Source organism: Brachybacterium halotolerans (genome assembly GCF_016623465.1).
GTDB lineage: Bacteria > Actinomycetota > Actinomycetes > Actinomycetales > Dermabacteraceae > Brachybacterium > Brachybacterium halotolerans.
Map to the genome: position 1 here is coordinate 418,635 of NZ_JAEDAJ010000001.1, position 23,318 is coordinate 441,952.

General features: G+C 73.2%; 19 protein-coding genes. 6 read left to right on the plus strand and 13 right to left on the minus strand.

The features are described from left to right. Positions 1-15 precede the first annotated feature (15 nt). Both dnaJ and hrcA read right to left on the minus strand, forming a co-directional pair. The gene (dnaJ, locus tag I8D64_RS01910; RefSeq protein ID WP_200500809.1) at positions 16-1,146 is read right to left on the minus strand and encodes a molecular chaperone DnaJ; all 1,131 of its coding nucleotides are present in this window, start codon (positions 1,144-1,146) and stop codon (positions 16-18) included. A gap of 76 nt (positions 1,147-1,222) precedes the next feature. Beyond that, complete coding sequence (gene hrcA, locus I8D64_RS01915) at positions 1,223-2,251, minus strand: heat-inducible transcriptional repressor HrcA (protein ID WP_200500810.1); 1,029 nt, start codon at positions 2,249-2,251, stop codon at positions 1,223-1,225. Between the two features lie 82 nt (positions 2,252-2,333). Between hrcA and I8D64_RS01920 the strand changes: the two genes are divergently transcribed. Together I8D64_RS01920 and I8D64_RS01925 are read left to right on the plus strand one after the other, a co-directional pair. Then, on the plus strand, positions 2,334-3,224 hold the full coding sequence (locus tag I8D64_RS01920) for a DUF3097 domain-containing protein (protein WP_343068389.1): 891 nt from the start codon (positions 2,334-2,336) through the stop codon (positions 3,222-3,224). A 149-nt stretch (positions 3,225-3,373) separates the two neighbouring features. Further along, positions 3,374-4,474 carry a DUF4870 domain-containing protein gene (locus tag I8D64_RS01925; RefSeq protein ID WP_200500812.1) on the plus strand — a complete coding sequence of 367 codons (1,101 nt, stop codon included), beginning with the start codon at positions 3,374-3,376 and terminating at the stop codon, positions 4,472-4,474. 110 nt (positions 4,475-4,584) lie between these two features. On the opposite strand, the gene I8D64_RS01930 is transcribed toward I8D64_RS01925, so the two are convergent. The 3 genes from I8D64_RS01930 to lepA form a co-directional block, all read right to left on the minus strand. After that, a complete protein-coding gene (locus tag I8D64_RS01930) occupies positions 4,585-4,968 on the minus strand; it encodes an iron chaperone (protein WP_200500813.1) in 384 nt (127 codons plus the stop codon). 86 nt (positions 4,969-5,054) lie between these two features. After that, positions 5,055-6,251 (minus strand): radical SAM family heme chaperone HemW, encoded by a 1,197-nt coding sequence (hemW, locus tag I8D64_RS01935; protein WP_200500814.1) that lies wholly within the window; start codon positions 6,249-6,251, stop codon positions 5,055-5,057. Further along, positions 6,248-8,134 (minus strand): translation elongation factor 4, encoded by a 1,887-nt coding sequence (lepA, locus tag I8D64_RS01940; RefSeq protein WP_214650973.1) that lies wholly within the window; start codon positions 8,132-8,134, stop codon positions 6,248-6,250. The genes hemW and lepA overlap by 4 nt, the downstream gene beginning before the upstream one ends. Positions 8,135-8,373: 239 nt before the next feature. On the opposite strand from lepA, the gene I8D64_RS01945 reads away from it, so the two are divergent. Beyond that, the gene (locus I8D64_RS01945; RefSeq protein WP_200500815.1) at positions 8,374-9,039 is read left to right on the plus strand and encodes a type II toxin-antitoxin system PemK/MazF family toxin; all 666 of its coding nucleotides are present in this window, start codon (positions 8,374-8,376) and stop codon (positions 9,037-9,039) included. A 281-nt stretch (positions 9,040-9,320) separates the two neighbouring features. Further along, positions 9,321-9,587, plus strand: a complete 267-nt coding sequence (gene rpsT, locus I8D64_RS01950; RefSeq protein WP_200500816.1) for a 30S ribosomal protein S20 — start codon at positions 9,321-9,323, stop codon at positions 9,585-9,587. 63 nt (positions 9,588-9,650) lie between these two features. On the opposite strand, the gene holA is transcribed toward rpsT, so the two are convergent. From holA to I8D64_RS01990, 8 genes are all read right to left on the minus strand, one after another. Beyond that, positions 9,651-10,637 (minus strand): DNA polymerase III subunit delta, encoded by a 987-nt coding sequence (gene holA / locus I8D64_RS01955; RefSeq protein ID WP_200500817.1) that lies wholly within the window; start codon positions 10,635-10,637, stop codon positions 9,651-9,653. A gap of 107 nt (positions 10,638-10,744) precedes the next feature. Continuing rightward, the gene (locus tag I8D64_RS01960; RefSeq protein ID WP_200500818.1) at positions 10,745-13,117 is read right to left on the minus strand and encodes a ComEC/Rec2 family competence protein; all 2,373 of its coding nucleotides are present in this window, start codon (positions 13,115-13,117) and stop codon (positions 10,745-10,747) included. Positions 13,118-13,119: 2 nt separating this feature from the next. Then, positions 13,120-14,187 (minus strand): ComEA family DNA-binding protein, encoded by a 1,068-nt coding sequence (locus I8D64_RS01965; RefSeq protein ID WP_200500819.1) that lies wholly within the window; start codon positions 14,185-14,187, stop codon positions 13,120-13,122. Between the two features lie 180 nt (positions 14,188-14,367). After that, positions 14,368-15,069: a vitamin K epoxide reductase family protein gene (locus tag I8D64_RS01970; RefSeq protein WP_200500820.1), complete on the minus strand. Its 702-nt coding sequence runs from the start codon at positions 15,067-15,069 to the stop codon at positions 14,368-14,370. A 10-nt stretch (positions 15,070-15,079) separates the two neighbouring features. Next, positions 15,080-16,078: an NAD-dependent epimerase/dehydratase family protein gene (locus tag I8D64_RS01975; protein WP_343068390.1), complete on the minus strand. Its 999-nt coding sequence runs from the start codon at positions 16,076-16,078 to the stop codon at positions 15,080-15,082. Further along, the gene (locus tag I8D64_RS01980; RefSeq protein WP_343068391.1) at positions 16,075-18,765 is read right to left on the minus strand and encodes an alpha/beta fold hydrolase; all 2,691 of its coding nucleotides are present in this window, start codon (positions 18,763-18,765) and stop codon (positions 16,075-16,077) included. Before I8D64_RS01980 ends, I8D64_RS01975 begins: the two co-directional genes overlap by 4 nt. Further along, a complete protein-coding gene (locus I8D64_RS01985) occupies positions 18,762-19,790 on the minus strand; it encodes a 3-oxoacyl-ACP synthase III (RefSeq protein WP_200500821.1) in 1,029 nt (342 codons plus the stop codon). Before I8D64_RS01985 ends, I8D64_RS01980 begins: the two co-directional genes overlap by 4 nt. A gap of 177 nt (positions 19,791-19,967) precedes the next feature. Further along, a complete protein-coding gene (locus I8D64_RS01990) occupies positions 19,968-21,032 on the minus strand; it encodes a sugar phosphate isomerase/epimerase family protein (protein ID WP_370645972.1) in 1,065 nt (354 codons plus the stop codon). 196 nt (positions 21,033-21,228) lie between these two features. Between I8D64_RS01990 and I8D64_RS01995 the strand changes: the two genes are divergently transcribed. Then, positions 21,229-22,476 carry a GNAT family N-acetyltransferase gene (locus I8D64_RS01995; protein ID WP_200500823.1) on the plus strand — a complete coding sequence of 416 codons (1,248 nt, stop codon included), beginning with the start codon at positions 21,229-21,231 and terminating at the stop codon, positions 22,474-22,476. Between the two features lie 79 nt (positions 22,477-22,555). Further along, a complete protein-coding gene (locus I8D64_RS02000; protein ID WP_200500824.1) occupies positions 22,556-23,167 on the plus strand; it encodes a thymidine kinase in 612 nt (203 codons plus the stop codon). Positions 23,168-23,318 lie beyond the last annotated feature (151 nt).

Genomic DNA, 23,318 nt, shown 5'->3' on the forward strand with positions numbered 1-23,318 from the left:
TCGGCGGATCGGGTCTCAGCGCTCGCGGAGGCGATCGCGCAGCTTGCCGAACATGCCGTGCGATCCGCGCCGGCCGGAGGTGGCGGCGGGCTTCTCCTCGTCGCGGACGCTCGCGAGCTTCTCGAGCAGCTCGCGCTGCTCGTCGTCGAGCCGGGTGGGGATCTGCACGTCGAGCTCGACGCGGATGTCGCCGCGGGTGCTGCGGCGCAGCGGGGTGACGCCGAGGCCCTTGAGGACGATCTCCTCCTCGGGCTGGCTGCCCGCCTGGATCTCCACGGTGCGCTCGCCGTCGAAGGTCTCCAGGGGGATGCTCGCGCCGAGCGCCGCGGCGGTCATCGGGATCCGCAGGCGGGTGACGAGGTCCGAGCCCTCGCGCACGAACACGTCGTCCTCGGCGACGGAGAGCTCGACGAAGAGGTCGCCCGCGGGGCCGCCTGCCTCGCCGACCTCGCCCTCTCCGCGCAGCTGGATGCGGGTGCCGTCCTCGACGCCCGCGGGGATCCGCACGGTCACGGTGCGCTCGCTGGGGGTGCGGCCGTGGCCGGAGCACTGGGTGCAGGGGGACTCGATGACGTCGCCGTGGCCGCCGCAGACGGGGCACGGAGCCATCGTCACCATCTGGCCGAGCAGCGACTGGGCGACGCGCTGGACGTGGCCGCTGCCGCTGCAGTTGGTGCAGCGGGTGGGGCTCGTGCCGGGCTCGCAGCAGGAGCCCTGGCAGCGATCGCAGGCGACGGCGGTGCGGAAGGTGACGTCCTGCTCGGTGCCGAAGACGACGTCGCGGAGGCTCACCTCGGTGCGCCGCAGCACGTCGCCTCCGCGGCGCTGGCGCGGGGTGGGGCCCTGTCCGCGGCCGCGCATGCCCGAGCCGCCGGCGAACATGTCGAAGATGTCCGAGAAGTCGAAGGACGCCCCGCCGGGGAACCCGCCCATGCCCGGGCCGCCGCCCATGTCGTACTGGCGACGACGGTCAGGGTTCGAGAGGGTCTCGTAGGCCTGGGAGACCCGCTTGAACTTCTCCTGCGCCTCGGGGTCGGGGTTGACGTCCGGGTGCAGGGAGCGGGCGAGCTTGCGGTAGGCCTTCTTGATCTCGTCGGTCGAGGCCTCGCGGCTGACGCCGAGCAGCTCGTAGTAGTCGTCGTTCACGAAGGGGTCCTTGCTGTGGCGGTGGTTCGGTGGGGCGCGGGCGGAAGCGTCGGGAGCCTCATCACGGGGACGAGCATCAGCCCAGGAAGCGGGAGACGTAGCGCGCGAGGGCCTGGACGGTGGAGATGCCGGTCACGTAGTCCATCCGGGTGGGGCCGAGGATCGCCAGGTGCGAGCCGTCACGGTACCCGGCGCCCACGAGGGACGCCTGGGCGAGCGCGTGCTCGGGGATCTCCTGGCCGATGCGCACCTCGACCGCTCCGGGCTCGGCGCGCATCGAGCCCAGCAGGCGCAGCAGCACGAGCTGCTCCTCGAGCACGTCCAGGAGCGGCTCAACCTGCGTGGTGAAGTCCCCCGCCGAGCGCGCGAGGTTCGCGGCGCCGGCCATGATGATGCGGTCCTCGGTGCGGCTGTCGGCGAGGCCCAGCAGGCCGTCGACGACCTCGCGGCACGCCTCCTGGGCCCCGGCGGGGCTGCGGGTGACGAGCTCGGCGAGCGGATCGTGGAGGTCGGTGACCTCGCGGCCGACGACGGCCTGGTTCATGCGTGCGCGCAGGTCGGCGTAGAAGTCCGTGTCGAACTCGACGGAGCGCCCTGCGAGCAGCGGGATGGTGCGCTGGTCGACCTGGCCGGACTCGGTGATGAGGACGACGAGCAGGAGCGCGTCTGCCACCTTCACGAGCTCGACGTGGCGCACCCGGGCCTGTCGCACCGCCGGGTACTGCACGAGCGCGACCTGGTGGGTGAGCTGGGCGAGCAGGCGGACCGTGCGCGTCAGCAGCTCGTCCAGGTCGCCCGCGTCGTCGAGGAAGGAGCGGATCGCCCGCTTCTCCGGCGAGGACAGCGGCTTGATCGCGGCGACGTGGTCGACGAAGGCGCGATAGCCCTTGTCGGTGGGGACCCGGCCGGCGGAGGTGTGGGGCTGGGTGATCAGCCCCTCCTCCTCGAGCAGCGACATGTCGTTGCGGACCGTGGCCGCCGAGACCCCCAGATCGTGGCGATCCAGAAGGGATTTCGAGCCCACGGGCTCGCGAGTGGCGACGTAGTCCTCGACGATCGCGCCCAGGATCTGCAGCCTGCGCTCCTCCACGTGCTCACCTCCCATGCGCTGGCACTGTTCGCTTCCGAGTGCCAATCCTACGCGTCGCCGACGCCGCTCCACGAGAGGTGTTCGCCACCGGTGTACGGTGTCGGCCGTGTCACCGCGATCCTTCCCCGACCGCTACGGCCAGGACGTCCTCTCCTCGCCCGCGCCCTCCCACCACCGCCGCGCCCCGCAGGCCGCCGACGTGCCCGCGCAGCGGGATCTCGTCGTCGAGGAGGCGTCCACGGGCTTCACCGGCGCGATCGTGCGCCTCGAGAAGATCGCCGGCGAGCTCGTCGTCGAGCTCGAGGACGGACGCGGCCGGCGCCGCGGCTTCCCGATGGGCCCCGGCTTCATGATCGACGGCAGGCCGGTGCGCCTGGTGCCGCCGCAGCGCGCCGCGGCCGCCGCTCCCGCCCGGCAGCGCTCCGCCTCCGGCTCCGTCTACGTGCAGGGCGCGAAGGCCCGCACCGCCCGCGCCTCGCGGATCTGGGTCGAGGGCAAGCACGACGCCGAGCTGGTGCAGAAGGTGTGGGGACACGACCTGCGCATCGAGGGCGTGGTCGTCGAGATGCTCGACGGCGCCGACAACCTCGCCGAGCGCGTGCGCGACTTCGCCCCCGGCCCGGGCCGACGCCTGGGCGTGCTGGTCGACCACCTCGTCAAGGGCTCGAAGGAGACGCGACTTGCCGAGGACACCATGCACCTTCCCGGCGCACGCGGGAATGTGCTGATCCTCGGCCACCCGTACGTCGACGTCTGGCAGGCCGTGCGCCCCGCGCGCGTCGGACTCCAGGCGTGGCCCCACGTGCCCCGCGGCACCGACATCAAGGTCGGGACGCTGCGGGCGCTGGGCTGGCCGCACGCCGAGCAGGCCGACATCGCCGAGGGCTGGCAGCGGATCCTCGCGACGGTCCGCTCCTACGCCGACGTGGAGCCCACCCTCTCCGGACGCATCGAGGAGCTCATCGACTGGGTGACCACCGAGTCCTGAGCCGTGCGACGGGGGCTTTCCCCCGGGACGCGCAGCGGATCTCCCCCGCGCGCGGGCGTGATGCGCCCGATAGGCTCGTGGCGCACGTGAACCCGCTCGGCCTGCGCGACCGCGCTGCGGAGCGATCGAACCGGACGAGGAGCGATCCCATGAGCGAGAACAACGGACCCGTCGACCCGTATCGGCCGACGCAGGACGACGGCACGGACCGGACCGGGTGGGCGGCCGACCCTTCGCAGGCCGGCGCCGCACCCGAGGGCGTCCCCGGTGCCGAGGGGACGGACGCGCCCGGTGGCAGCGCATCCGCCGAGAACGCCGCCGTGGACGGTGCAGAATCGGCGGGCGCCGGGGACACGGCGGATGTCGCGGACCACGCGTCCGTCGACGGCGGCGGGTCGTTCAGCGTGGACAACGAGTTCTCCGCTCCCCGACCGACGGACGACGGGCAGACCACTGCGTATGGGCAGGCCTCCCCCTATGGGCAGGAATCGCCCTACGGGCAGGCATCGCCCTACGGGCAGGCATCGCCCTACGGCGCGGGTGACGCGTCGCAGTCGTCCGCCGCGGGCGCGCCTCCGAGCGGCGAGCAGAGCGGCTACGGCTACGGCCACGGCGGGTCCGCGCAGAGCTCCGGGCAGGCAGGTCCCCAGGGCGCGGCTCACCAGAACCCCGCCGATGGGCAGGGCGGATACCAGGAGAACTCCGGGTACGCGCAGAACACCGGATACCCGCAGGGTGCGAGTGGGCAGCAGGGCGCAGGCGGACAGCAGGGCGCCTACCAGCAGATCCCGGGCCCGACCCCCGCGGGCGACTGGTCGAACACTCCCCCTCCGCACATCAAGGGCGTGTACCCGGGGCCGCTCACCGGACAGCCGACGGCCCAGTCCGACGTGAAGCTGTGGTCGATGCTCGCGCAGCTCGCCGTGGTGATCGGGTACCTCATCAGCTTCGGAACGCTCGGCTGGCTCGGGCCGCTGATCATCTTCCTGGTCTTCAAGGACCGCAACCGCTTCATCCGCTTCAACGCGGCCGAGGCGCTGAACGCGGCGATCGCCGTGATCATCGCGGAGATCGTGCTGACGATCGTGTGCGGGATCCTCGCCCTGATCTCCCTGGGGATCCTCTCGTTCCTCTTCGTGGTGGTCGCCGTCCCCGCGGTCCTGCACATCATCTTCGCGATCATGGGCGCCGTGAAGGCGAACGACCGCCAGTGGTGGAACTACCCCATGAACATCCGCCTCGTGAAGTGAGCGGGTGGCCGCGCGAGCGGTCGCCGCATCGGACGACGGGAGGGCCCGGGATCATCTGCTTGATCCCGGGCCCTTCCGTCGTCCGGATGATGCCGATGCCGGCACGCCGACTACCTCCAGGTGACGCCGTCCACCTCGTACTCGCGGAGACGATGGCGCATCATCTCGCGCAGCAGGTCCACCGGGGCCGGCCGCCCGTACGGGAGCTTCACGGTGCCCTTGCCGGTCTCGAAGTCCTCCAGCTGCGCATCGAAGGCCTCTCGGGTGCTGGGCGTGAAGGCCGCGTTCGCGTGCTTCGCGTGGGTGCTGACCACGAACAGGATCATGCCCTGCGGGTGCACCCAGGCGACGTTGCCCCACTTCAGCTGCTCGCTCGCCTCGGGGACGACCTCGCGCGCGAGCTCGCGCAGCTGCTGGGCGAGCTCGAGGGCGGGCCCGTCCAACCCGGCGAAGTAATCCTCGACGGTCTTCGGCTTCTCGGTGCGCGAGGCCATGCGGACAGTCTGGCACCGGCCCTGCGCCCGTGCACGGGATCCCGTGCATCCGCACCCGGAGGACGCGGCGCTGGTGGCCCCTGACGTCAGGGCACGAGGTCGCGGATGACGGCGTCGGCCAGCAGGCGGCCCTCCCGCGTGAGCACCGCCCTGCCCTCGGCGAGGGCGTGGGGATCGAGGTGGCCGCGATCCCGGTGGACGGCGAGCATCCCACGGGTCTGCCCGGGCACCTCCTCGACCGGGAGCCCGTCGGCGATGCGCAGCTCGAGCATGATCCGCTCGAGGAGTCGGTCCTGCGCGGTCAGCTGCTCGAACTCCTGCACGGGCAGGACGCCCTGGGAGAGCATGCCGGCGTAGCGGCTGGGGTGCTTGACGTTCCAGGCCCGCATGCCGCGCCGATGCCGGTGCGCACCGGGGCCGATCCCCCACCAGTCCGCACCGCGCCAGTAGGCGAGGTTGTGACGGCAGCGCTCGGCGGTGCTGCGGGCGAAGTTCGAGACCTCGTACCACTGCAGTCCGTGCGCGCTGGTGAGGTCGTCGATGAGCTCGTACTTGTCGGCCATGTCGTCCGGATCGGGCTCTGAGATCTCGCCGTGGCGCAGCCGACGGGCCATCGCCGTGTTCCCCTCGATGATCAGCGAGTAGGCGGAGAGATGGTCGACATCGCAGGCCAGGGCCGCGCGCACCGACGTCTCCACGTCGGCGACGGTCTCCCCCGGCGTCCCGTAGATCAGATCGAGGCTCACCGAGAGCCCCGCCTCCTTCGCCCAGGCGACGGCCTGCGGGACCCGCTCGGGATCATGCGTGCGGTCGAGCGTCGCGAGCACGCTGCGCACTGCGGACTGCATGCCGAAGGACACGCGGGTGATGCCGCCCTCCACGAGGGTGCGCAGCGATGCGGGGGTGACCGAGTCCGGGTTCGCCTCGGTCGTGACCTCGACGTCCGGCGCGAAGGGCACGAGCGAGCGCAGATGGGAGAGCATCGCGACGAGATCGTCGGCGGGCAGCAGGGTGGGCGTGCCGCCGCCGAAGAACACCGTGGAGACCCGGTCGTAGTCGATGCCGTGGGCCGCGTCGTCCGCGAGGGTCAGGTCCATCTCGCGCATGGCGTTGGCCGAGTATTCGCGCTGGGACCCGCCGCCGCCCAGCTCTGTCGCGGTGTAGGTGTTGAAGTCGCAGTATCCGCAGCGCACCGCGCAGAACGGCACGTGGATGTAGACCGAGAGGTCTCCGCCGCCGTACGGCGTGGACAGCGATGAAGGGACAGCGGAGACCGCGCTCACTTCTTCTTCGCGTCCTTGCTGCCGCTGTCGCCGCCGCCGTCGGAGGAGAGCGCGGCAATGAAGGCCTCCTGCGGCACCTCGACGGAACCGATGTTCTTCATGCGCTTCTTGCCCTCCTTCTGCTTCTCCAGCAGCTTGCGCTTGCGCGAGATGTCGCCGCCGTAGCACTTGGACAGCACGTCCTTGCGCATAGCGCGGATGTTCTCGCGGGCGATGATGCGGGAGCCGATGGCGGCCTGGATGGGCACCTCGAACTGCTGGCGCGGGATGAGGTTCTTGAGCTTGCCGGCCATCTCGACGCCGTAGTGGTAGGCCTGCTCGCGGTGCACGACGGCGCTGAAGGCGTCGACCGGCTCGCCCTGCAGCAGCATGTCGACCTTCACGAGGTCGGCCGCCTGCTCTCCCTCGACGTCGTAGTCGAGGGAGGCGTAGCCCTTGGTGCGGGACTTCAGCTGGTCGAAGAAGTCGAAGACGATCTCCGCGAGCGGCAGCGTGTAGCGCAGCTCGACGCGATCCTCCGAGAGGTAGTCCATGCCCAGCAGGCTGCCGCGCTTGGACTGGCACAGGTCCATGATCGCGCCGATGAACTCGCTCGGGGCCAGCAGCGTGGCCCGCGTGATCGGCTCGCGGATCTCGCGCACCTTGCCCTCGGGGAAGTCCGAGGGGTTGAGGACGTCGACCTCCGTGCCGTCCTCCATGGTCACGTGGTAGATCACGCTCGGAGCGGTGGCGATGAGGTCGAGATCGAACTCGCGCTCGAGTCGCTCGCGGATGATCTCGAGGTGCAGCAGCCCCAGGAAGCCCACGCGGAAGCCGAAGCCCAGGGCCGTGGACGTCTCCGGCTCATAGTTCAGGGCCGCGTCGTTGAGCTTGAGCTTGTCCAGCGCGTCGCGCAGGTTGGGGTAGTCCGAGCCGTCGATCGGGAACAGGCCCGAGAACACCATCGGCTTGGGATCCGAATAGCCCGCGAGGGGCTCGGTGGCGCCGCGGCGCGCGGAGGTGACGGTGTCGCCGACCTTCGACTGGCGCACGTCCTTCACGCCGGTGATGAGGTAGCCGACCTCGCCCGGGCCCAGGCCCTTGGTGGGGATCGGCTCCGGGGAGATCACGCCGAGCTCGAGCAGGTCGTGCTCGGCGCGCGTGGAGAGCATCTCGATGCGCTCTCGCGCCGAGAGCCGTCCGTCGAAGACGCGCACGTAGGTGACGACGCCCCGGTAGGTGTCGTACACGGAGTCGAAGATCATCGCGCGGCAGGGGCCGTCGGCGTCTCCCGTCGGGGCGGGCAGGGTGCGGACCACGTGGTCGAGCAGCTCGGGCACGCCCGCCCCGGTCTTCCCCGAGACGCGCAGCACCTCGTCGGGATCGACGCCGACGAGCTGGCCGATCTCGGCCGCGTACTTCTCGGGCTCGGCGCCGGGGAGGTCGATCTTGTTGAGCACCGGGATGATGGTGAGGTCGTTCTCCATCGCCAGGTAGAGGTTCGCGAGGGTCTGCGCCTCGATGCCCTGAGCGGCATCGACCAGCAGGATCGCGCCCTCGCAGGCGGCGAGCGAGCGGGAGACCTCGTAGGTGAAGTCGACGTGCCCGGGGGTGTCGATCATGTTCAGCGCGAAGTTCGTCCCGTCGACCTGCCAGGGCATGCGCACGGCCTGGCTCTTCACGGTGATGCCGCGCTCGCGCTCGATGTCCATCCGATCGAGGTACTGGGCGCGCATCGCCCGTTCGTCGACCACGCCGGTGAGCTGGAGCATGCGGTCGGCCAGCGTCGACTTGCCGTGGTCGATGTGCGCGATGATGCAGAAGTTCCGGATGCGCTCCGAGGGCGTCGAGGCGGGCTGGATGTCGCTCGCGGCATCGGCGGGGATCCTCGGGGTCACCGGCATCTGTCCTCTCATCGGGGCGCCGACGGGCACTTCCCGGGGCGCACGCTGGCAGCACCAGCCATGGTCTCATGGCGGGCGCGGATCGCGAGGCCGAGGGGCCGCTTGGGGGCGCACATCACCCGGGCCCTGCCGCGCCCTTCCGTTCGTGCACGCCGCCCTGCCGCGCCGGGCTGCTGTCTACGATGGGCGCGATCCGCACCGCCCCGCAGCGACCGCACCGACCGCGCAGGAGAACCCGCATGTCCCTCGGCTCCCGACTCGGCTCGATCCTCACCCGCGCCGCCCGCTCCCGCACGGTGCGCCGGGCCGCACGCGATCTCGGGCGCAGCGCCGCGGACGCGCTGCGCAACGGCGAGGGCGGCGGCTCCCGCGGCGACGGTCATCGATCCCGGGGGCAGTCCCCCGAGCAGTCCCACGGGACGCCCCGCGGGCAGACCGGCGGTTCCGCCGGCGAGCACGCGGTGCTGCGCGACCGGTCCTCCTCCCCCGCCCCGGCCATCTCCTACGCGCCGAGCGCCGACGGGGACGCCGATCCCGGCGAGATCGTCTGGGCCTGGGTCCATTTCGAGGAGGACATCGCGCAGGGCAAGGACCGCCCGGTGCTCGTCCTCGCCCTCGAGGACGCGTCAGTGGGCGGCGCCGACGGCTCCGGGCAGGCGGTCGTCGCCCTCATGCTCACCTCCCGCGATCGCGGGCAGGGCACCCACACCGACGAGCACGGCGCGACCTGGGTCGACATCGGCACCGGATCGTGGGACTCCCAGCACCGCCCCTCCGAGGTGAGGGTGGACCGTCTCCTGAGGATCCCCGCCTCCGCGGTGCGCCGGGAGGGCGCACGCGTGGACCGCGACCGGTTCGACGCGGTCGTCGCCGAGGCGCGCCGCGTGCACGGCTGGTCGAACTGACCGAGGGGCTGCATGACCTGGGCGCGACACGTCACATGGTCGCGGGATTCCAGGGCCGTTGCTGGTAACCTCATCTGCTGTATGTGTGACATACCGCCCGGTGTGCGCACACCCGGTCGCCCGCCGTGTCAGGGCCGACCGGAGTGAGCGTCTCGGGTGCGTGACCGCGGCAGCGACCCGGCACCGACGTCTCCAGGCGATCCCCACCGCCCGTCCCCGTCGTGGCCGTTCCTCTGCAGCTGCGGACGTTCCACCACATCCCAGAGCAAGAGAAGAGTCCCGTGGCAAACATCAAGTCGCAGATCAAGCGCAACAAGACCAACGAGAAGGCCCGCCTGCGCAACCGCGCCTACAAGAGCGAGCTGAAGACCTACGCGCGCAAGGTGCGCACCGCCGTCGCCGCCGGTGACGCGGATGCCGCGCAGTCCGCGCTGCAGGTCGCCTCGCGCAAGCTCGACAAGGCCGCCTCGAAGGGCGTCATCCACAAGAACCAGGCCGCGAACCGCAAGTCCGGTCTCGCGAAGCTCGTCGCCGGCGTCGCCGCCTGAGACGGCTCCTGCCTTCCACGAGGGCCCCGCACCGTTCGGTGCGGGGCCCTCGTGCATGCGGGGTCAGCGGGTGCGACGGGCGCGCGAGATCTCGATGATCATGCGCTGCACGGACCACTGGGGATCCCGCCCCGCGCCCTTGACCTCGTGATCCGCCTGGGCGACGGCGTTCAGTGCGCGGGCGAGCGAGCGGTCGCTCCACCCGCGCGCGTCGCGGGAGAGGTTCTTGACCATCCACTCGGGCATGCCGAGGCTGCGCGCGGAGGCGCCGGGGGTGGAGACCTTCGCGAGGCCCCGCATCTTCGACGCCATCGCCGCGACGAGCGGCACCGGGTCGGCGCCGGCCAGGCGGGCCTGCTGCAGCAGCACGAGGGCCTCGGCCTCGCGTCCGGCGATGGTGGCGTCGGCGACGGCGAAGGCGGTGGTCTCCACGCGTCCTGCCGTCACCCCGCGCACGTGCTCGAGGGTGACGGGCGCCGCCTGCTCCCCGTTCTCCGGGGTGGTGTCCTCGATGAGCTGGCGGCTGATGGCCGCGAGCTCGGAGAGGTCGGTGCCGAAGGCGTCGACGAGGGCTGCTGCGGCGTCGGGCTGGATGCGGCGCCCGGCGCGGGTGAACTCGGCGGTGACGAAGGTCTGCTTGTCGCCGGCGCGCTTGAGCGGATCGGCCGCGACGCGCTGGACCCCGGCTTTCTTGAGGGCGTCCAGGAGCTTCTTCCCGCGGTTGCCGCCGCGGTGGACGAGCACCAGGGAGACATCGTCCTCCGGGGCCTTGATGTAGCTGCTGACCTCGTTGACGAGCGACTCGGGCGCGGACTGCAGGTCGGGCACGAGCACGAAGCGCCCCTCCCCGAACAGGGACGGGCTCGTGACCTGGGCGAGCGCGCCCGCGACGGCGGTCTCGCCGCCGATCTCGTGGATCGCGACCTCCGGATCCCTCTCGCGCGCGCGGGCCTTCAGCCGCTCGAGGGCGCGTGCGGCGATCAGCGGCTCCGTCCCGTGGACGAGCACCACGGGCGCGAGGTCGACGCTGTGCCAGGCGACGTCGGCCATCGGCAGCTCCTTCGGGATCGGCGGATCGGGCGGGGTCTGAGGAGGCGGCACGCCGCGGCGGGCGCGCGAGGCTGCCCTCCGGGGCGGGCCGGCGGACCCGCTCGATCCTATCCGGCCGGGCCGACGCCCCGCGGACTCAGCGGGTCGTCGACGGGGAGCAGGACCGTGCCGTCGACGTCCGTGCGCGCGGAGCGCGCCCCGAGCCTCTCCGCGATCGAGAGGGTCTGCGGCGAAGGATGGCCGAAGGTGTTGTCCTTGCCGACGGTGAACAGCATGACCTGCGGTGACAGCGCGTCGTAGAGTCCCGCCGTCTGTCGCTTGGAACCGTGATGGGCGGTCTTCACGATGGTCGCCGGGCCTGGCCGGGTGGCGAGCAGGCGCGCCTGACCGACGGGCTCGAGGTCCCCGAGCCCCACGTAGCTCACGCCGTCCGGCCACGTGGCGCGCACGACGACCGAGCAGTCGTTGAAGTCGTCTCCCTCGCCCCCGGTCTCGAGGTGGGAGGCCTGGCGGGCGTCGTCGGCCGATGCCGGCCAGAGGACGTCCAGTCCGAGAGATCCCTCCGTCTGCGTCATGCCGGCGGCGACGGGGGTGACCGGCACGTCGGGGACGGTCTTGGACAACGCCTCGGGCAGAGGGCACACCCATTGCGCAGTCGGCGTCCGCTCCCCCGTGAGGGCGCCGATCCCGCCCACGTGATCGGCATGGGGATGCGTGAGGACGAGCAGGTCGATCCGGGTGACATGCAGACGGTCGAGGCACGAGCGCAGCGCATCGGGGTCGGGGCCCGTGTCCACGAGCACGGTCGCGGGCTCGCCGTCCCCGGGGCTCCCGAGGGCGAGGTCCGCGTCCTCGGGGCGCTCGCGCAACAGCACCGCGTCCCCCTGCCCGACGGCGCAGGCGGCGACGCGCCAGTCGTCGGTGCCGACTCCCGGGACCGGAAGGCGCTGGGCGAGCGGCGGGGCGAGCACGCCCACGAGCACCGCCGCGAGGACGAACCGGACGATCCGCGAACGGTGGCCCAGCACCCCGGCGACGACGAGAGCGATCGCGAGCAGGGCGAGCACCGCACCCCATGCGCCCTCGGGCACGGCGATGCGGGAGCCGGGCAGGGCGTCGGCCGTGCGCGCCACGAGGATGACCAGGTGCGCGCCGCCCGCGGTGAGGTGCCACAGCGGGGTCGCCAGAGCGGGCGCGGCGGGGCCGATGAGCGTCGCGATCATCCCGATGATCGTGGCGGGGCCGACGATCGGGGCGACCGCCATGTTCACGGGCACCGCCCACACCGACACCTCGGGCGTGAGGAGCACGAGCACGGGTGTGCATGCGAGCTGCGCGGCGAGGGGCACGGCGAGGAGCAGTGCCCAGGTGCGCGGGATCCTCTCCCCGCTGATGCTCACGGCCGCGTTCGCCATGGCGGGGGCGAGCACGAGGATCGCGGCGGTCGCGAGGGCGGAGAGCAGGAAGCCGGCGGAGGCGGCCGTCGCCGGGTCGAGGCAGGACCACAGGGCGATCGCCGCGCCGAGCGAGGCGACCGGGGAGGCGCGCACGCCCATGAACCGGGCGGCCAGGAGCGGCGCCGCCATCGTCGCCGCGCGCAGCGCCGACGGCTCGTCCCCGACGAGCGCCACGTACGCGGCGCCGGCGACCGCCGCGGCCGCCACACGGGGGCGCCGTGGGACGCCGAGCAGCAGGGCCGGGACGAGCACGGCGCCGAGGACCAGTGCGATGTTCGCCCCGGAGACCGCGACCAGGTGCGAGATGCCGGCTCGGCGCATGATCTCCTCGGTCTCGGTGGACATGCCGCTGGTGTCGCCCGTGGTCATCCCGCGCGAGAGGGCGGCCTCGTCGTCCGGCAGCGACGCGGTGAGGTCGCGGGCGGTCTTTCGGACGTGCTGGCCGGGGCCGTGCGCCGCCTCGAGGACGTCCACGCGTGCGGCGGCGAGGATGACGATGCCGTCGGTCTGGGCGACGCGGGCGCGCACCCGGATCACGTCGTGGTCGTGCACAGGGTCGAGCAGGTCCTTCCCGCCGGTGACGAGCATGCGTGTCGAGGCGGGCAGCGCCGCCTCCTCGGATCCGATCCGCGCGGGCCCGGGACGCAGGCGGACCATCACCTGGCGGCGATCCTCGGCCCCGGGGAGCGCGCTCGAGGACTCCTGGCTGTCGCCGGTGGCCACCGCCTCGAGCTCGACGATGCGGCCAGTGGCCGAGGCGTCCTCGAGGGTGAGGACCGTGGTCTCGTGACGATCGACCCCGGGGAGCAGCAGTGCGGCGCCGAGGCCCATGAGCACGAGGTGCGCGCCGACGGCGGTGATCGCCCCGGGGCGCCGCAGGCAGGCGGCGACGCACAGGGCGAGCGCGGCGAGTGCGAGCAGGAGGAGGAGTGCGGCCCGGATGCCGCAGGCGATGCCGAGCACCGCGAGGGTCCAGAGCACGGCCGCGGCGGGGACGGTGCGCAGGTCGGCGCGGGTGAGCACGCTCAGACCGTCGCCTGCGGACGGATCTTCTCGAGGGTCGCCGGGCCGATGCCGGAGACCTCGGCGAGGTCGTCGACGCTCGCGAAGGGGCCGTTCTGCTCCCGGTGGTCGATGATGCGCTGGGCGATGGCCGGCCCGACTCCGGGCAGCTCGTCGAGCTGGTCGGCGTCGGCCGTGTTGATGTCGATGGCGCCCGCACCTGGGCCGTCGGCCGAGGCCGCGTTGCCGCTGCCCTGTCCCGCGTCGGCCGCGCTCCCGGACGCGGCCCCTCCCCCGGAGGTGCCCGCTCCTCCGGTGCTCCCGGTCGCCGCCTCCCCGGAGGGCTCCTCCCCTTCCTCGGGGACGTGGATCTGCTCGGCGTCGACGAGGACGCGCGCGAGGTTGACGGAGGTCAGGTCCGCGGTCTTCACCGTCCCGCCCGCCTTCTCGAGGGCATCGGCGACGCGGGACCCGGCCGGGAGCTCCACCACCCCGGGCTCCTTCACGGCGCCCGAGACGTAGACGACCACGGTGCCCTCCCCCGCGTCCCCGGGGGCGTCGGCACCGTCAGCGGCCGCTGCCCCGGACGGCGGGGCGGAGGCGGATGCTGCGGGTGACGCCGCCTCCCCGGCCGCCCCCTGTTCTGCGGTCTCGCCGTCCGCGGCGGCTGTCCCATCAGGGGACGCGGACGCTGCGGGTGCGGACGTCGTCACGGGCGGGGCCGTCTGCTCGGAGCCGGCGACCGCGCTGCCGCGGCCCGTGAGGTGGATGGAGGCGCCGGCGATGAGGACGAGCACGGCGACGCCTGCGAGAGCCGCCGGGGAGGGCCGCGGGATCCGCTGCCACCAGGGCGGGCGCTCGGCGCCGCGGTGCTCGCGGACCTCGACGAGGTCCTCCTCGGGCTCCCACCAGGCGTCCTCCAGGACGCCCTGGCCCTGCGCGCCGCCGTCCTCGCGCTCTCGGTCCTGCTCCCGACGACGATGCCGCCCGGCCCGGGGGCGTGCAGGGGCCGAGCGCTCTCCGCGACGCCGGGAGTCGGTCCGGGAGCGTGCCCTGCCGGTGGTCCGGGCGGAGCGGGATGCGTGCGACATGCCGCTGACGCTAGGTCCGCCGGGGACGCGGGCCAGCGTCGGATGCGCTGATGGGGACAACCGGGCCCTGGGGAGGAACGGCGGGCCGTCCGCCGAGCGGTCACCGGTCGGCCACGGGGAACGGGGCAACGCACGGGCGGTGCAGACGGACGATCCGGCCGCTCTCCCGGTCCCTGGGCCTCAGTTCAGGCCGAAGGTCGCCATCCACTGGGGCCAGAACGCGATCACGATGACCACGGCGACCAGGGCGTACCAGAGCAGCGTGAGCACGACCCAGCGGCGCAGCAGCGCGGCCAGGACCCCGCGCACTGCCAGCGTGCCGGTCTCGACGGTGTGGGCGAGCACGGCGAAGAACATCGGCGCAGTGACGACCCAGACCACCAGGCACCACGGGCACAGGGCGTGGATGACGAAGATCGCGGAGATCGCGAGGAAGTGGACCATCGCGAAAGCGAAGACCATCCCGCCGAGCGTCGCCCAGCGGAACCAGCGCGGCACCGCGGCCCGGGAGACCAGCAGGGAGCCGATCGCGCCCATGATCGCGAATCCGCCCAGGCCGATCGCCATGTTCGGGATGCCCAGGGCGCTCGCCTGCCACGTCATCATCACGGTGCCGCAGGAGATGAAGGGGTTGATGTCGCAGCCGAGCTGCGCGTCGGGATTCGCGCTGAGGAAGATCTTGTCCATGAACAGCGCGAGCGCGGCGATCCAGCCGAGCGCTCCGCCGATCAGCAGCACGATCCCCACCAGCAGGTCCGGGGCGCGTCGGCGGGAGGCGCGCTCGGCGGCGAGCTCGGCCTCGACCTCGGCGCGCAGCGCGGCCTCGTCGTCCTGCGGTGCCGCACCGCGGTGCGTGTTCTCGGAGCGGGATCGTGCGTTCATCGGGCCCTCCTCAGGCGCTGCCGACGACGGGGTGCTCGGCGAACCATCGCGAGAGGCGCTCGAGGCCCTCGTCGAAGCTCACCGCAGGGGTCCAGCGCAGACGCTCGCGCGTGCGGCGCTGGTCGAACCAGTGGGCGGTGGACATCTGCTCGGCCAGGAACTCCGTCATCGGCGGCTCGTCCTCGCCGGGGCGGATCTCCCAGACCTTCTCGACGACGCGCCCCGCGAGCCGTGCGAGCGAGCCGGGGATCCGACGGGTGGGCCGGGGCACCCCGGCGGCCTCGCAGAAGCCGCCGAGCACGTCGCGCACGGTGCGCGGCTCGCCGTTGGTGATCACGAAGCTCTCGCCGTGCACGTCCTCGATGGCGTCGAGGCCCGCGACGATCGCCGAGGCGGCGTTGTCCACGTAGGTGGTGTCGATGAGGGCCATGCCGTCGTCGAGGATCGGCAGGGTGCCGCGCCGACCGCGATCGACGATCCTGCCCACGAGCTGCGTGTCCCCCGGGCCCCACACGATGTGCGGACGCAGCGAGGTGACCAGCAGGTCGTCCGTGCCGTCGGCCGCCATCGCCTCGAGCTCCGCGGCGGCCTTGGTGCGGGCGTAGCTGCCGCGGGCGCGCTCGGGGTCCGCGGGCGTCGCGTCGAGGCCGACGATGGAGGTGCCGAGATGCGCGACCGAGGGCGAGGAGATGTTCACCAGGCGCCCGCCGCCGTGCGCGCGCAGCGCGTCCAGGACGTGCCGGGTGCCGCCCACGTTGACGGCCCGGAACTCCTCCTCGGGGCCCGCGAAGGAGACCTTCGCGGCGAGGTGCACGATCGCGTCGACCCCGTCGGCGGCGCGGCGCACGTCGTCGGCGTCGGCGAGGGACCCCTGGACGTCCCGCACGCCGGGCAGTCCTGCAGGTCGCCGCTGGAAGGCGCGGACGTCGTCCCCGCGGTCGCGCAGGGCGGTCGCGACGGCGCCGCCGAGCATGCCCGAGGCGCCGGTGACCAGGACGCGGCGGCTCACAGCGCGGGCGCCTTCCGCCCCTGGAGCGTCGCCTCGGACCACGCCGAGAGCGCTGCCCTGTCGATCTTCGAGTTGTGGCGGATGTCGGTGGGCAGCGACGCGGTCGTGAACACGGCCGCGACCTCGATCCCCGTCGCCTGCGCCACGGCCTGGCGGACCGCCTCCTGCAGGGCGGTCTCCGCAGGGTGCGGCGTGCGGGCCTTCCCGGGGCGGTAGCCGTCCTGGGTCTCGAGGATCACGACGACCTGCTGGGTGCCGCGGGGTCCGACGGCCGCGGCTCCTGCGCGGCGCACGGTGGGCACCGACTCTGCGGCGGACTCGACGCGCACGGGGGTGACCAGGCCCTGGGCCGTGGCGAGCACATGGGCGGTGCGGCCCTCGACCCAGAGGCGGCCGGCGGGGTCGAGGTGGCCGACGTCGCCGGTCGCGTGCCAGCCCTCGAAGCGGCTGGCGCGGGCGGTGGTCCCCCAGAGCATGAGGTAGCGGTCGCGCACGTGCGGTGCGCGCACGAGGATCTCGCCGGTGCGGTCGGGATCGGTCGTGATCTCGCCGGTGGTCGCGCCCTCGCCGTCCATGACGGCGATCGCGATCTCGGTGCGGGGCACGGCGGTGCCGACGCACACGCCGGGGCCGTCACCGGCCGCCTCGATGCCCTCGAGGTCGATCGCGGCCACCGCGAGGCACTCCGTCATCCCGTAGGGGGTGAGCGCCCGGGCGCCGGGCATCACGCCGCGCAGCTCGCGCAGCAGCGGGGCGGGGATCGGCGCGCCCGCGGAGAAGAAGCTCGGCACGCGGGCGAGAGCCGCCCGCCCGGTCTCGTCGAGCTGGTCGGCGGTGTCGATGATGTTGCGCAGCGCGGCGGGTGCGGTGAACACGGCGGGCACGCCGAGCGCCTCGACGGCCGCCGCGAGGGCGGGCGCGGTGAGGTCGCCCGGGCGGGTGATGTCCATGTCCGGGACGACCGAGGGCGCGCCGAGCGCGGGGCCCAGCAGCGCGAAGGGTGCGAAGCCAGCGACCAGGCCGCGATCGGCCTCGAGGTCGAGGGTGTCGCCGACGGCCGCGAACATGGCGCCCATCTGGCGGTGGGTGAGCACCGCGCCCTTGGCGGGGCCCGTCGAGCCGGAGGTGAACAGCACGGCGGCGTCGGCGTCCTGGTCCGGCCAGGGGGCGTCGATGCCCGCCCCGAGGGCCCGCATCTGGCGGCCCTCCTCGGCGAGCTCGGCGACGGAGGTCTCGACGTCGAGGGCGGCGCGGTCGACGGTGGGCAGCTGCGGGACGCTGATGCGGCGGCCGGGCCAGCCGAGCGCGCGGGCGCCGACGAGGGCCTTCTCGATGCCGATGATCCAGTCCGGGTGGGAGCCGATCACGGCGCGGGTGAGCCCGTCGGTGCCCAGACCGGCGTCGGCGATCACGGCGACGGCGCCCAGGCGCAGGCAGGCGTACAGCACGGCGGTGAGGTCCGCACCCGGCGTGACCAGCACGCTCACGCGGTCACCGGGCATGATCCCGTGGGCGCGCATGCCGGCCGCCAGGTCCTCGGTGCGCTCGGAGAGCAGGGACCAGCTGATGCGGCGGCTCTCGCCGGGGCGCGCGCCGAGCTCGACCACGGCGGGCTGATCGGCTGTCGCGGGGTCCTGGGCGCGGCGCGTGATCGCCTCGCCGAGGTGGATCTCGGGGGCCTGCTCGGCGAAGGAGGAGACGGGGCGCAGCGCCTCGCCCGCACCGGCCGCATCGCGCGGGTGCTCGGCGTCGCCGAAGGTGTCGTGCAGCCAGGTGGCGACGAGGCCGGCGACGTCGGCGTCTTCCCACACCAGGTGGGAGGCGCCCTCGAAGCGGTGGACGTCGGCATGGGGGACGCGCTCGATGAGATCGCGCAGGTAGCGGTCCGAGAAGGTCACGTCGCGCGGGCCCCAGGCCATCAGCGTGGGCACGTCCATGCCGGTGATGCCGCCGGCCAGGCGCTCGAGCGTCGCACGGCTGGGGTGGTTCGCGCTCGCGGGGATGTCCGCGACGAACTGCTCGATGCCCAGGCGCCGGGAGCGGCCGCGGTAGGGCGCGAGGTAGGCCTCCTGCACCTCCTGGGGCAGGGCGGGCCTGGAGAGCGCGATCGTGGTGCGGAGGAACGCGTCGGTGACCGAGGTGCTGAGCGGCAGCATCGCGGGGGCGGTCGCGAGCTGGAGGGCCTTCGGCAGGGACTCCCCGAGCTCCTGGTGGATCCCCGTGTTGGTGAGGATCATGCCGATGACGTCGTGGCGGTTGTCGAGCGCCCAGCCCACCGAGACGATGCCGCCCCAGTCGTGGCCGACGGTGACCACGGGGCCGCGCACGCCGAGCGCATCGGTGAGCAGGGAGAGGTCGGTGATGCGGTCCTGCAGGCCCCGCGCCTGCCCGGTGCGCTCGGAGTACCCCATCTCGAGCTGGTCGACCGCGATCACGCGCCAGGGGATGTCCTCGCGGATCAGCGAGCGGTACAGGAACGAGTACGTGGGATTCCCGTGGACGGCGAGCAGGGTGCCGCGCGGGGTGACGCCGCGCTCGGCCAGCAGCGGGGCGGAGTCCAGGAGGTGCCAGGAGCGCAGCTCGCCGCTGTGGTCGCGGGCCTCGACGAGCCGATGGGCGCGGGGGTCCACGCCGGGCAGCTCCGGGGCGGCCACGGCCCGGGAGCCGCGGGGACGCTCGATGCTCACCAGGTGACCTCCATCATCGCGGTGTTCAGTCCGGAGCCGACACCCAGCAGCAGCACCCGCTCGCCGCGGGAGATGTTGTCCTGATGCATCGCGAGCGTCATCGGGACGGCCTCGGCGGCGACGTTCCCCCACTCCGGGAAGGTGATCGGGATCCGGTCCATGCCCACCCCGGTGATCTTCGAGAAGTTGCGCGTGTAGACCATGGAGACCTGGTGCGGGATCACGTGCTCGATGCTCGAGAAGTCGTGGCCCGCGGCGTTCGCGGCCTTCCAGGTCTCCAGGATCAGCTCGATCCCGTTCTCCAGCAGGCCCTCGCTGTCGGTGCGCATGTCGTCCATGTCGCCGATGCACAGGTCGTGGTGCTCGGTGCCCGCGCGGGCCTGCGTGAGGTTGATGCGGTGGCCCTCGGGGTGCTCGTCGGCCTTCCCGAGCACGGCCGCTGCGGCGCCGGAGCCCAGCGTGAGAGAGGCGAACTGGTTGTTGAAGTCGTTGCGCGTGGCGCCCTTGGAGTTCAGCCGGCCGATGGTGCCGCGCTGGACCTCCTCGACGTCCTCCGCACCCACGATCAGCGCGTACTGCACCTGGCCGGACTCGATCATCCCGGAGGCCACGGTCATGGCGTTCACGAAGCCCAGGCACGCGTTGGTGATGTCGAAGTTCAGGCAGCTGCGGGGCATCCCGAGGGCGTCGTGCACCGAGGCCGAGACGGCGGGCTCGAGGTGCTGGCGGGAGACGGAGGCGTTGATCATCACGCCCACCTGGTCGCGGGTGATGCCCGCTCGGGACATGGCGCGCTCGGCGGCGAGCACGATGCCCTGCTTCCAGCCGGACTCGGTGTCGCGCCACCAGCGGCGCTCCTGGACGCCGGCGACGCGCTGCAGGATGCCGCGCGGCAGGCGCAGGCGGCGCCGCGCGGGCGCGAGCATCTCGTCGATCTCGTCGGAGGACACGGGCACCTGGGCTTCGGTCGCCTCGACGGCCAGCAGCGCCGTGTTCCTATGGACGAATCCCGAGTTCTCGCTCACACCGGTCACCTTCGCAGTCGTCGTCTCGTCGCAGTCTCTGCGCCGCCCTCTGCGCCGCCTCCGCGCCCAGGGGGCGTGCGGGGCGCGTCCGCGGCATTCTTCCACCCTGATCCTGGGGCCGCTCGGGAGCCGTGTCCGACGCCACCCGGTGCTCGGCCCTGGGCGCGGCGCCGGGGTTCAGGGGAGTCGCGCGCCGGGCCCGTCGGCCGACGGCTCCGAGCCCGCCCCGTCGGCCTCCGCGCCCGCGTCGGCGTCCAGGTGCCCGCGGCCGCTGCGCAGCAGCCTCTCGTCGAGGTGGTGGCCCAGGTGGTAGCGGGCGAACAGCAGGCTCTGGCGCAGCAGGTCCTCGCGGTGGGTGGGGCGTCCGTGGCCGCCGCGGGTGGAGATCTCGAGCAGCACCGATCCCTCCCAGCCACGGTTCGCGAGGCGCCGCAGCACCTCGGCGCAGGGCTGGTTGCCCTCGCCGGGAGGCAGGTGCTCGTCCTTGGTGGTGCGTCCGGTGCCGTCGGCCAGATGCAGATGGGCGAGGCGGTCGCCGAGCCTGTCGACCATCGCCAGGGCGTCGTCCCCGGCGGTCGCCGCATGGGAGAGGTCCACGGTCACGTGGTCGTACTCCTCGTCGGTCGGGTCGTGGTCGGGCAGGTAGACCATGGCCTCGCGCACGCCGAGTCGCCAGGGGTACATGTTCTCCACCGCGATCGCGATCCCGTACTCGGCCTCGAGGTTCTTCACGCCCTCGACGAACTCGCGGGCGTAGGAGCCCTGCCAGCGGAACGGCGGGTGGGCGACGACCGTCGGGCAGTCCACGTCCACCGCCATCTGCACGGTGCGCTCGAGCTTGACCCACGGGTCCCTCCCCCAGACGAACTGGAGGAAGAACAGCGTGGGCGCGTGCAGGGAGAGGATCGGCTGGTCGTACTCGCGGGCGAAGTCGCGCAGCAGCGCCGCGTCCCGGCTGGCCCTGTCCACCGAGACCATGACCTCGACGCCGTCGTAGCCGATGTGGGAGGCGAGGCGGAAGCAGTCCTCCACGCCGAGGGGGAAGACGGAGGACGTCGAGAGGCCGACGGGGATCCTGCGCTGCGGCTCCTGCTCGCTGAGCGGGGCGCCCGCGCTGAGCCGCCGGGTGAGATCGTCCCTCGCCCCGTCCCGCGCCTGGTTGGAGCGCGTGATCGGCTTGCGCGGGGCGCGCTGGTGCAGGGTCGAGTGCCGTGTCGAATGCCGGGAGCGCTGGGGCACGATGTCTCCTTCTGTGCTGCGGCGTCGTGGGTCCGTCCGACGAGCGGGGTCCGACGGGGTCGGCGCGGCGGGTCGATCGGCCGATGGGCCACCGCGTCCGGGTCCGTGCGGGCCCTCGCTCCTCGATGCCGGGAACCGCCTCACTGTAAGCCCCCTGCGCCGTGCGTCGGCTGTGTCCGTCGCCTCTAGACTCCTGTGCATGTCCGTGCGAGAGCTGACCAGCGATGACCGGCCCGCCTACCGGCGGCTGACCGCCCAGGCCTTCGGCGGCGGGGCCGTCGAGGAGGTCCCCGGCCCCTTCCCGGAGGGCGAGATCCCCCTGGGCGTCGACTCGACCGCTCGGCCCGGAGGTCAGGAGGGCGTGCTCGCCGCCGGCGCCAGGATCCGTCGCGACACGATCGCGCTGGGCGGCGGGACCACGGCGTGCGGTGGGATCGGCGGGCTCGCCGTGCACCCGGCGCACCGCGGCGGCGGTCTGTTCGGCGAGCTGCTCGCGGGGGTCCTCGCCCGCTGCGGCGCCGAGGGCATGGCCTTCTCGATGCTCTACCCCTCGAACCCCGCGATCTACCGCCGCCACGGCTACCAGGTGGTCGCGCGCACCGAGCGCATCGTCGTCCCGCTCGGTGAGCTGCAGCGGCTGCGGAGCGTGCCGGGTCGGCGCCTGGTGCCCGTCACCGAGGCGACCATGCCGCGGCTGCGCCGTCTCTACACAAAGCTCACCGCCGAGGACAACGCGATGCTGCGCCGCGAGCCTCCGCTGTTCCCCGCCGGTCTCCCGTCCCCGCCCTGGGGCGCCGTGCTGCTGGAGGACGAGGCCGGAGCAGATCGCGGCTATCTCTCCTTCTCCCGGATCGCCCCGGGATCCGACGGCGCCGGGCTCGAGGTCCACGAGATCATGGGCCGGGACCGCGACGACCTGCTGGCGCTCCTGCAGCACCTGGGCTCCTGGTCGACCGTGACCACGGCGGCGCGCGTGCGCCTGCGCACCGAGGACCCGATCCTGGACGTGCTTCCCGGCGGAGGCCTGCGCACCACCGGCGACATCGTGCCGCTGGTGATGATGCGCCTCGTCGACACCGCCCGCGCCCTCGCGGACCGCCCCGCTCCGGCGGGGCTCACCGGGAGCGTGCGCCTGGAGGTCCGGGACCGGACGCCGTCCGCGACGGCCTGTCGGGCCGACGGGTGCTGGGACGTGCGCGCGGAGGGCGGCGTCGTGCACGTCGAGCAGACCTCCCGCGACGAGCCCATCCCTCCGGCCGGCGTCCACGAGACCCCGCAGGCCTGGGCCCGCCTCGACGTCCACGCCGCCGCGCTCCTGCTCGCGGGCGGCCGCAGCCTCGGCGACGCGCGGCGGGCGGGCCTGGAGGCGGAGGCCGACGCCGCAGGAGAGGCGTTCATCGATACCCTTCTTCGCGGTCCGCGCCCGAGCGTCCTCGACGCGTTCTGACGCATCCGCCCCGTCGTCCCGACCGTCCCTGCCTTCCCGTCGTCCCGCCTCTTCCCGACCGTCCCGGAGCCGCCCGCCCATGTCCAAGCTGCACTTCAAGTACGGAGCGATGAACTCCGGGAAGTCCGACACCCTCATCAAGACCGCCTTCAACTACGCCGAGCGCGGTCTCGCGACGCTCACCGTGAAGCCCGCGATCGACACGAAGGGCGAGGACTGGGTGATCGCCCGCGGCGGAGCCCGGCGACGGGTCGACGTGCTGTGCTCCCCCGCGGACGATCTGCGCGCGCGGATCGCCGAGACCGCGGACACCGAGGGGCTGCGCCCCCTGCACTGCGTGCTCGTGGACGAGTGCCAGTTCCTCACCCCGGCGCAGATCGACCAGTTGTTCCTAGTCGCGAAGGCCGACGGCGTCTCCGTCATCTGCTACGGGCTGCGCACGGACTTCACGACTCGTGAGTTCCCCGGCAGCCGGCGCCTCTTCGAGCTCGCGGACAACTTCGAGAAGCTGCCCACGATGTGCCGCTGCGGCTCGCAGGCGGAGTTCAACTGCCGCACCGTCGACGGCCGTCCCGTCTTCGCGGGCGACCAGGTCGAGATCGAGGACCGCGCCGAGGTGCGCTACGAGTCCCTGTGCGGCGCCTGCTTCATGGAGGAGCAGGCCCGCGCGGGCGTCCGGGTCATCGGCTGACCGCGACCTCGGTGACGCCGGCGAGGCACGCCGGCGCACCGACGGGCCCTAAGCGCCCGGCCACGGCCACGGCCACGGAGCAATGCAACGAGCGTGGGGGGGCGCGGGCGCCCCCGCGCGGGCGGGCGCCGGCCGGGCGGCCGGGCGGCCG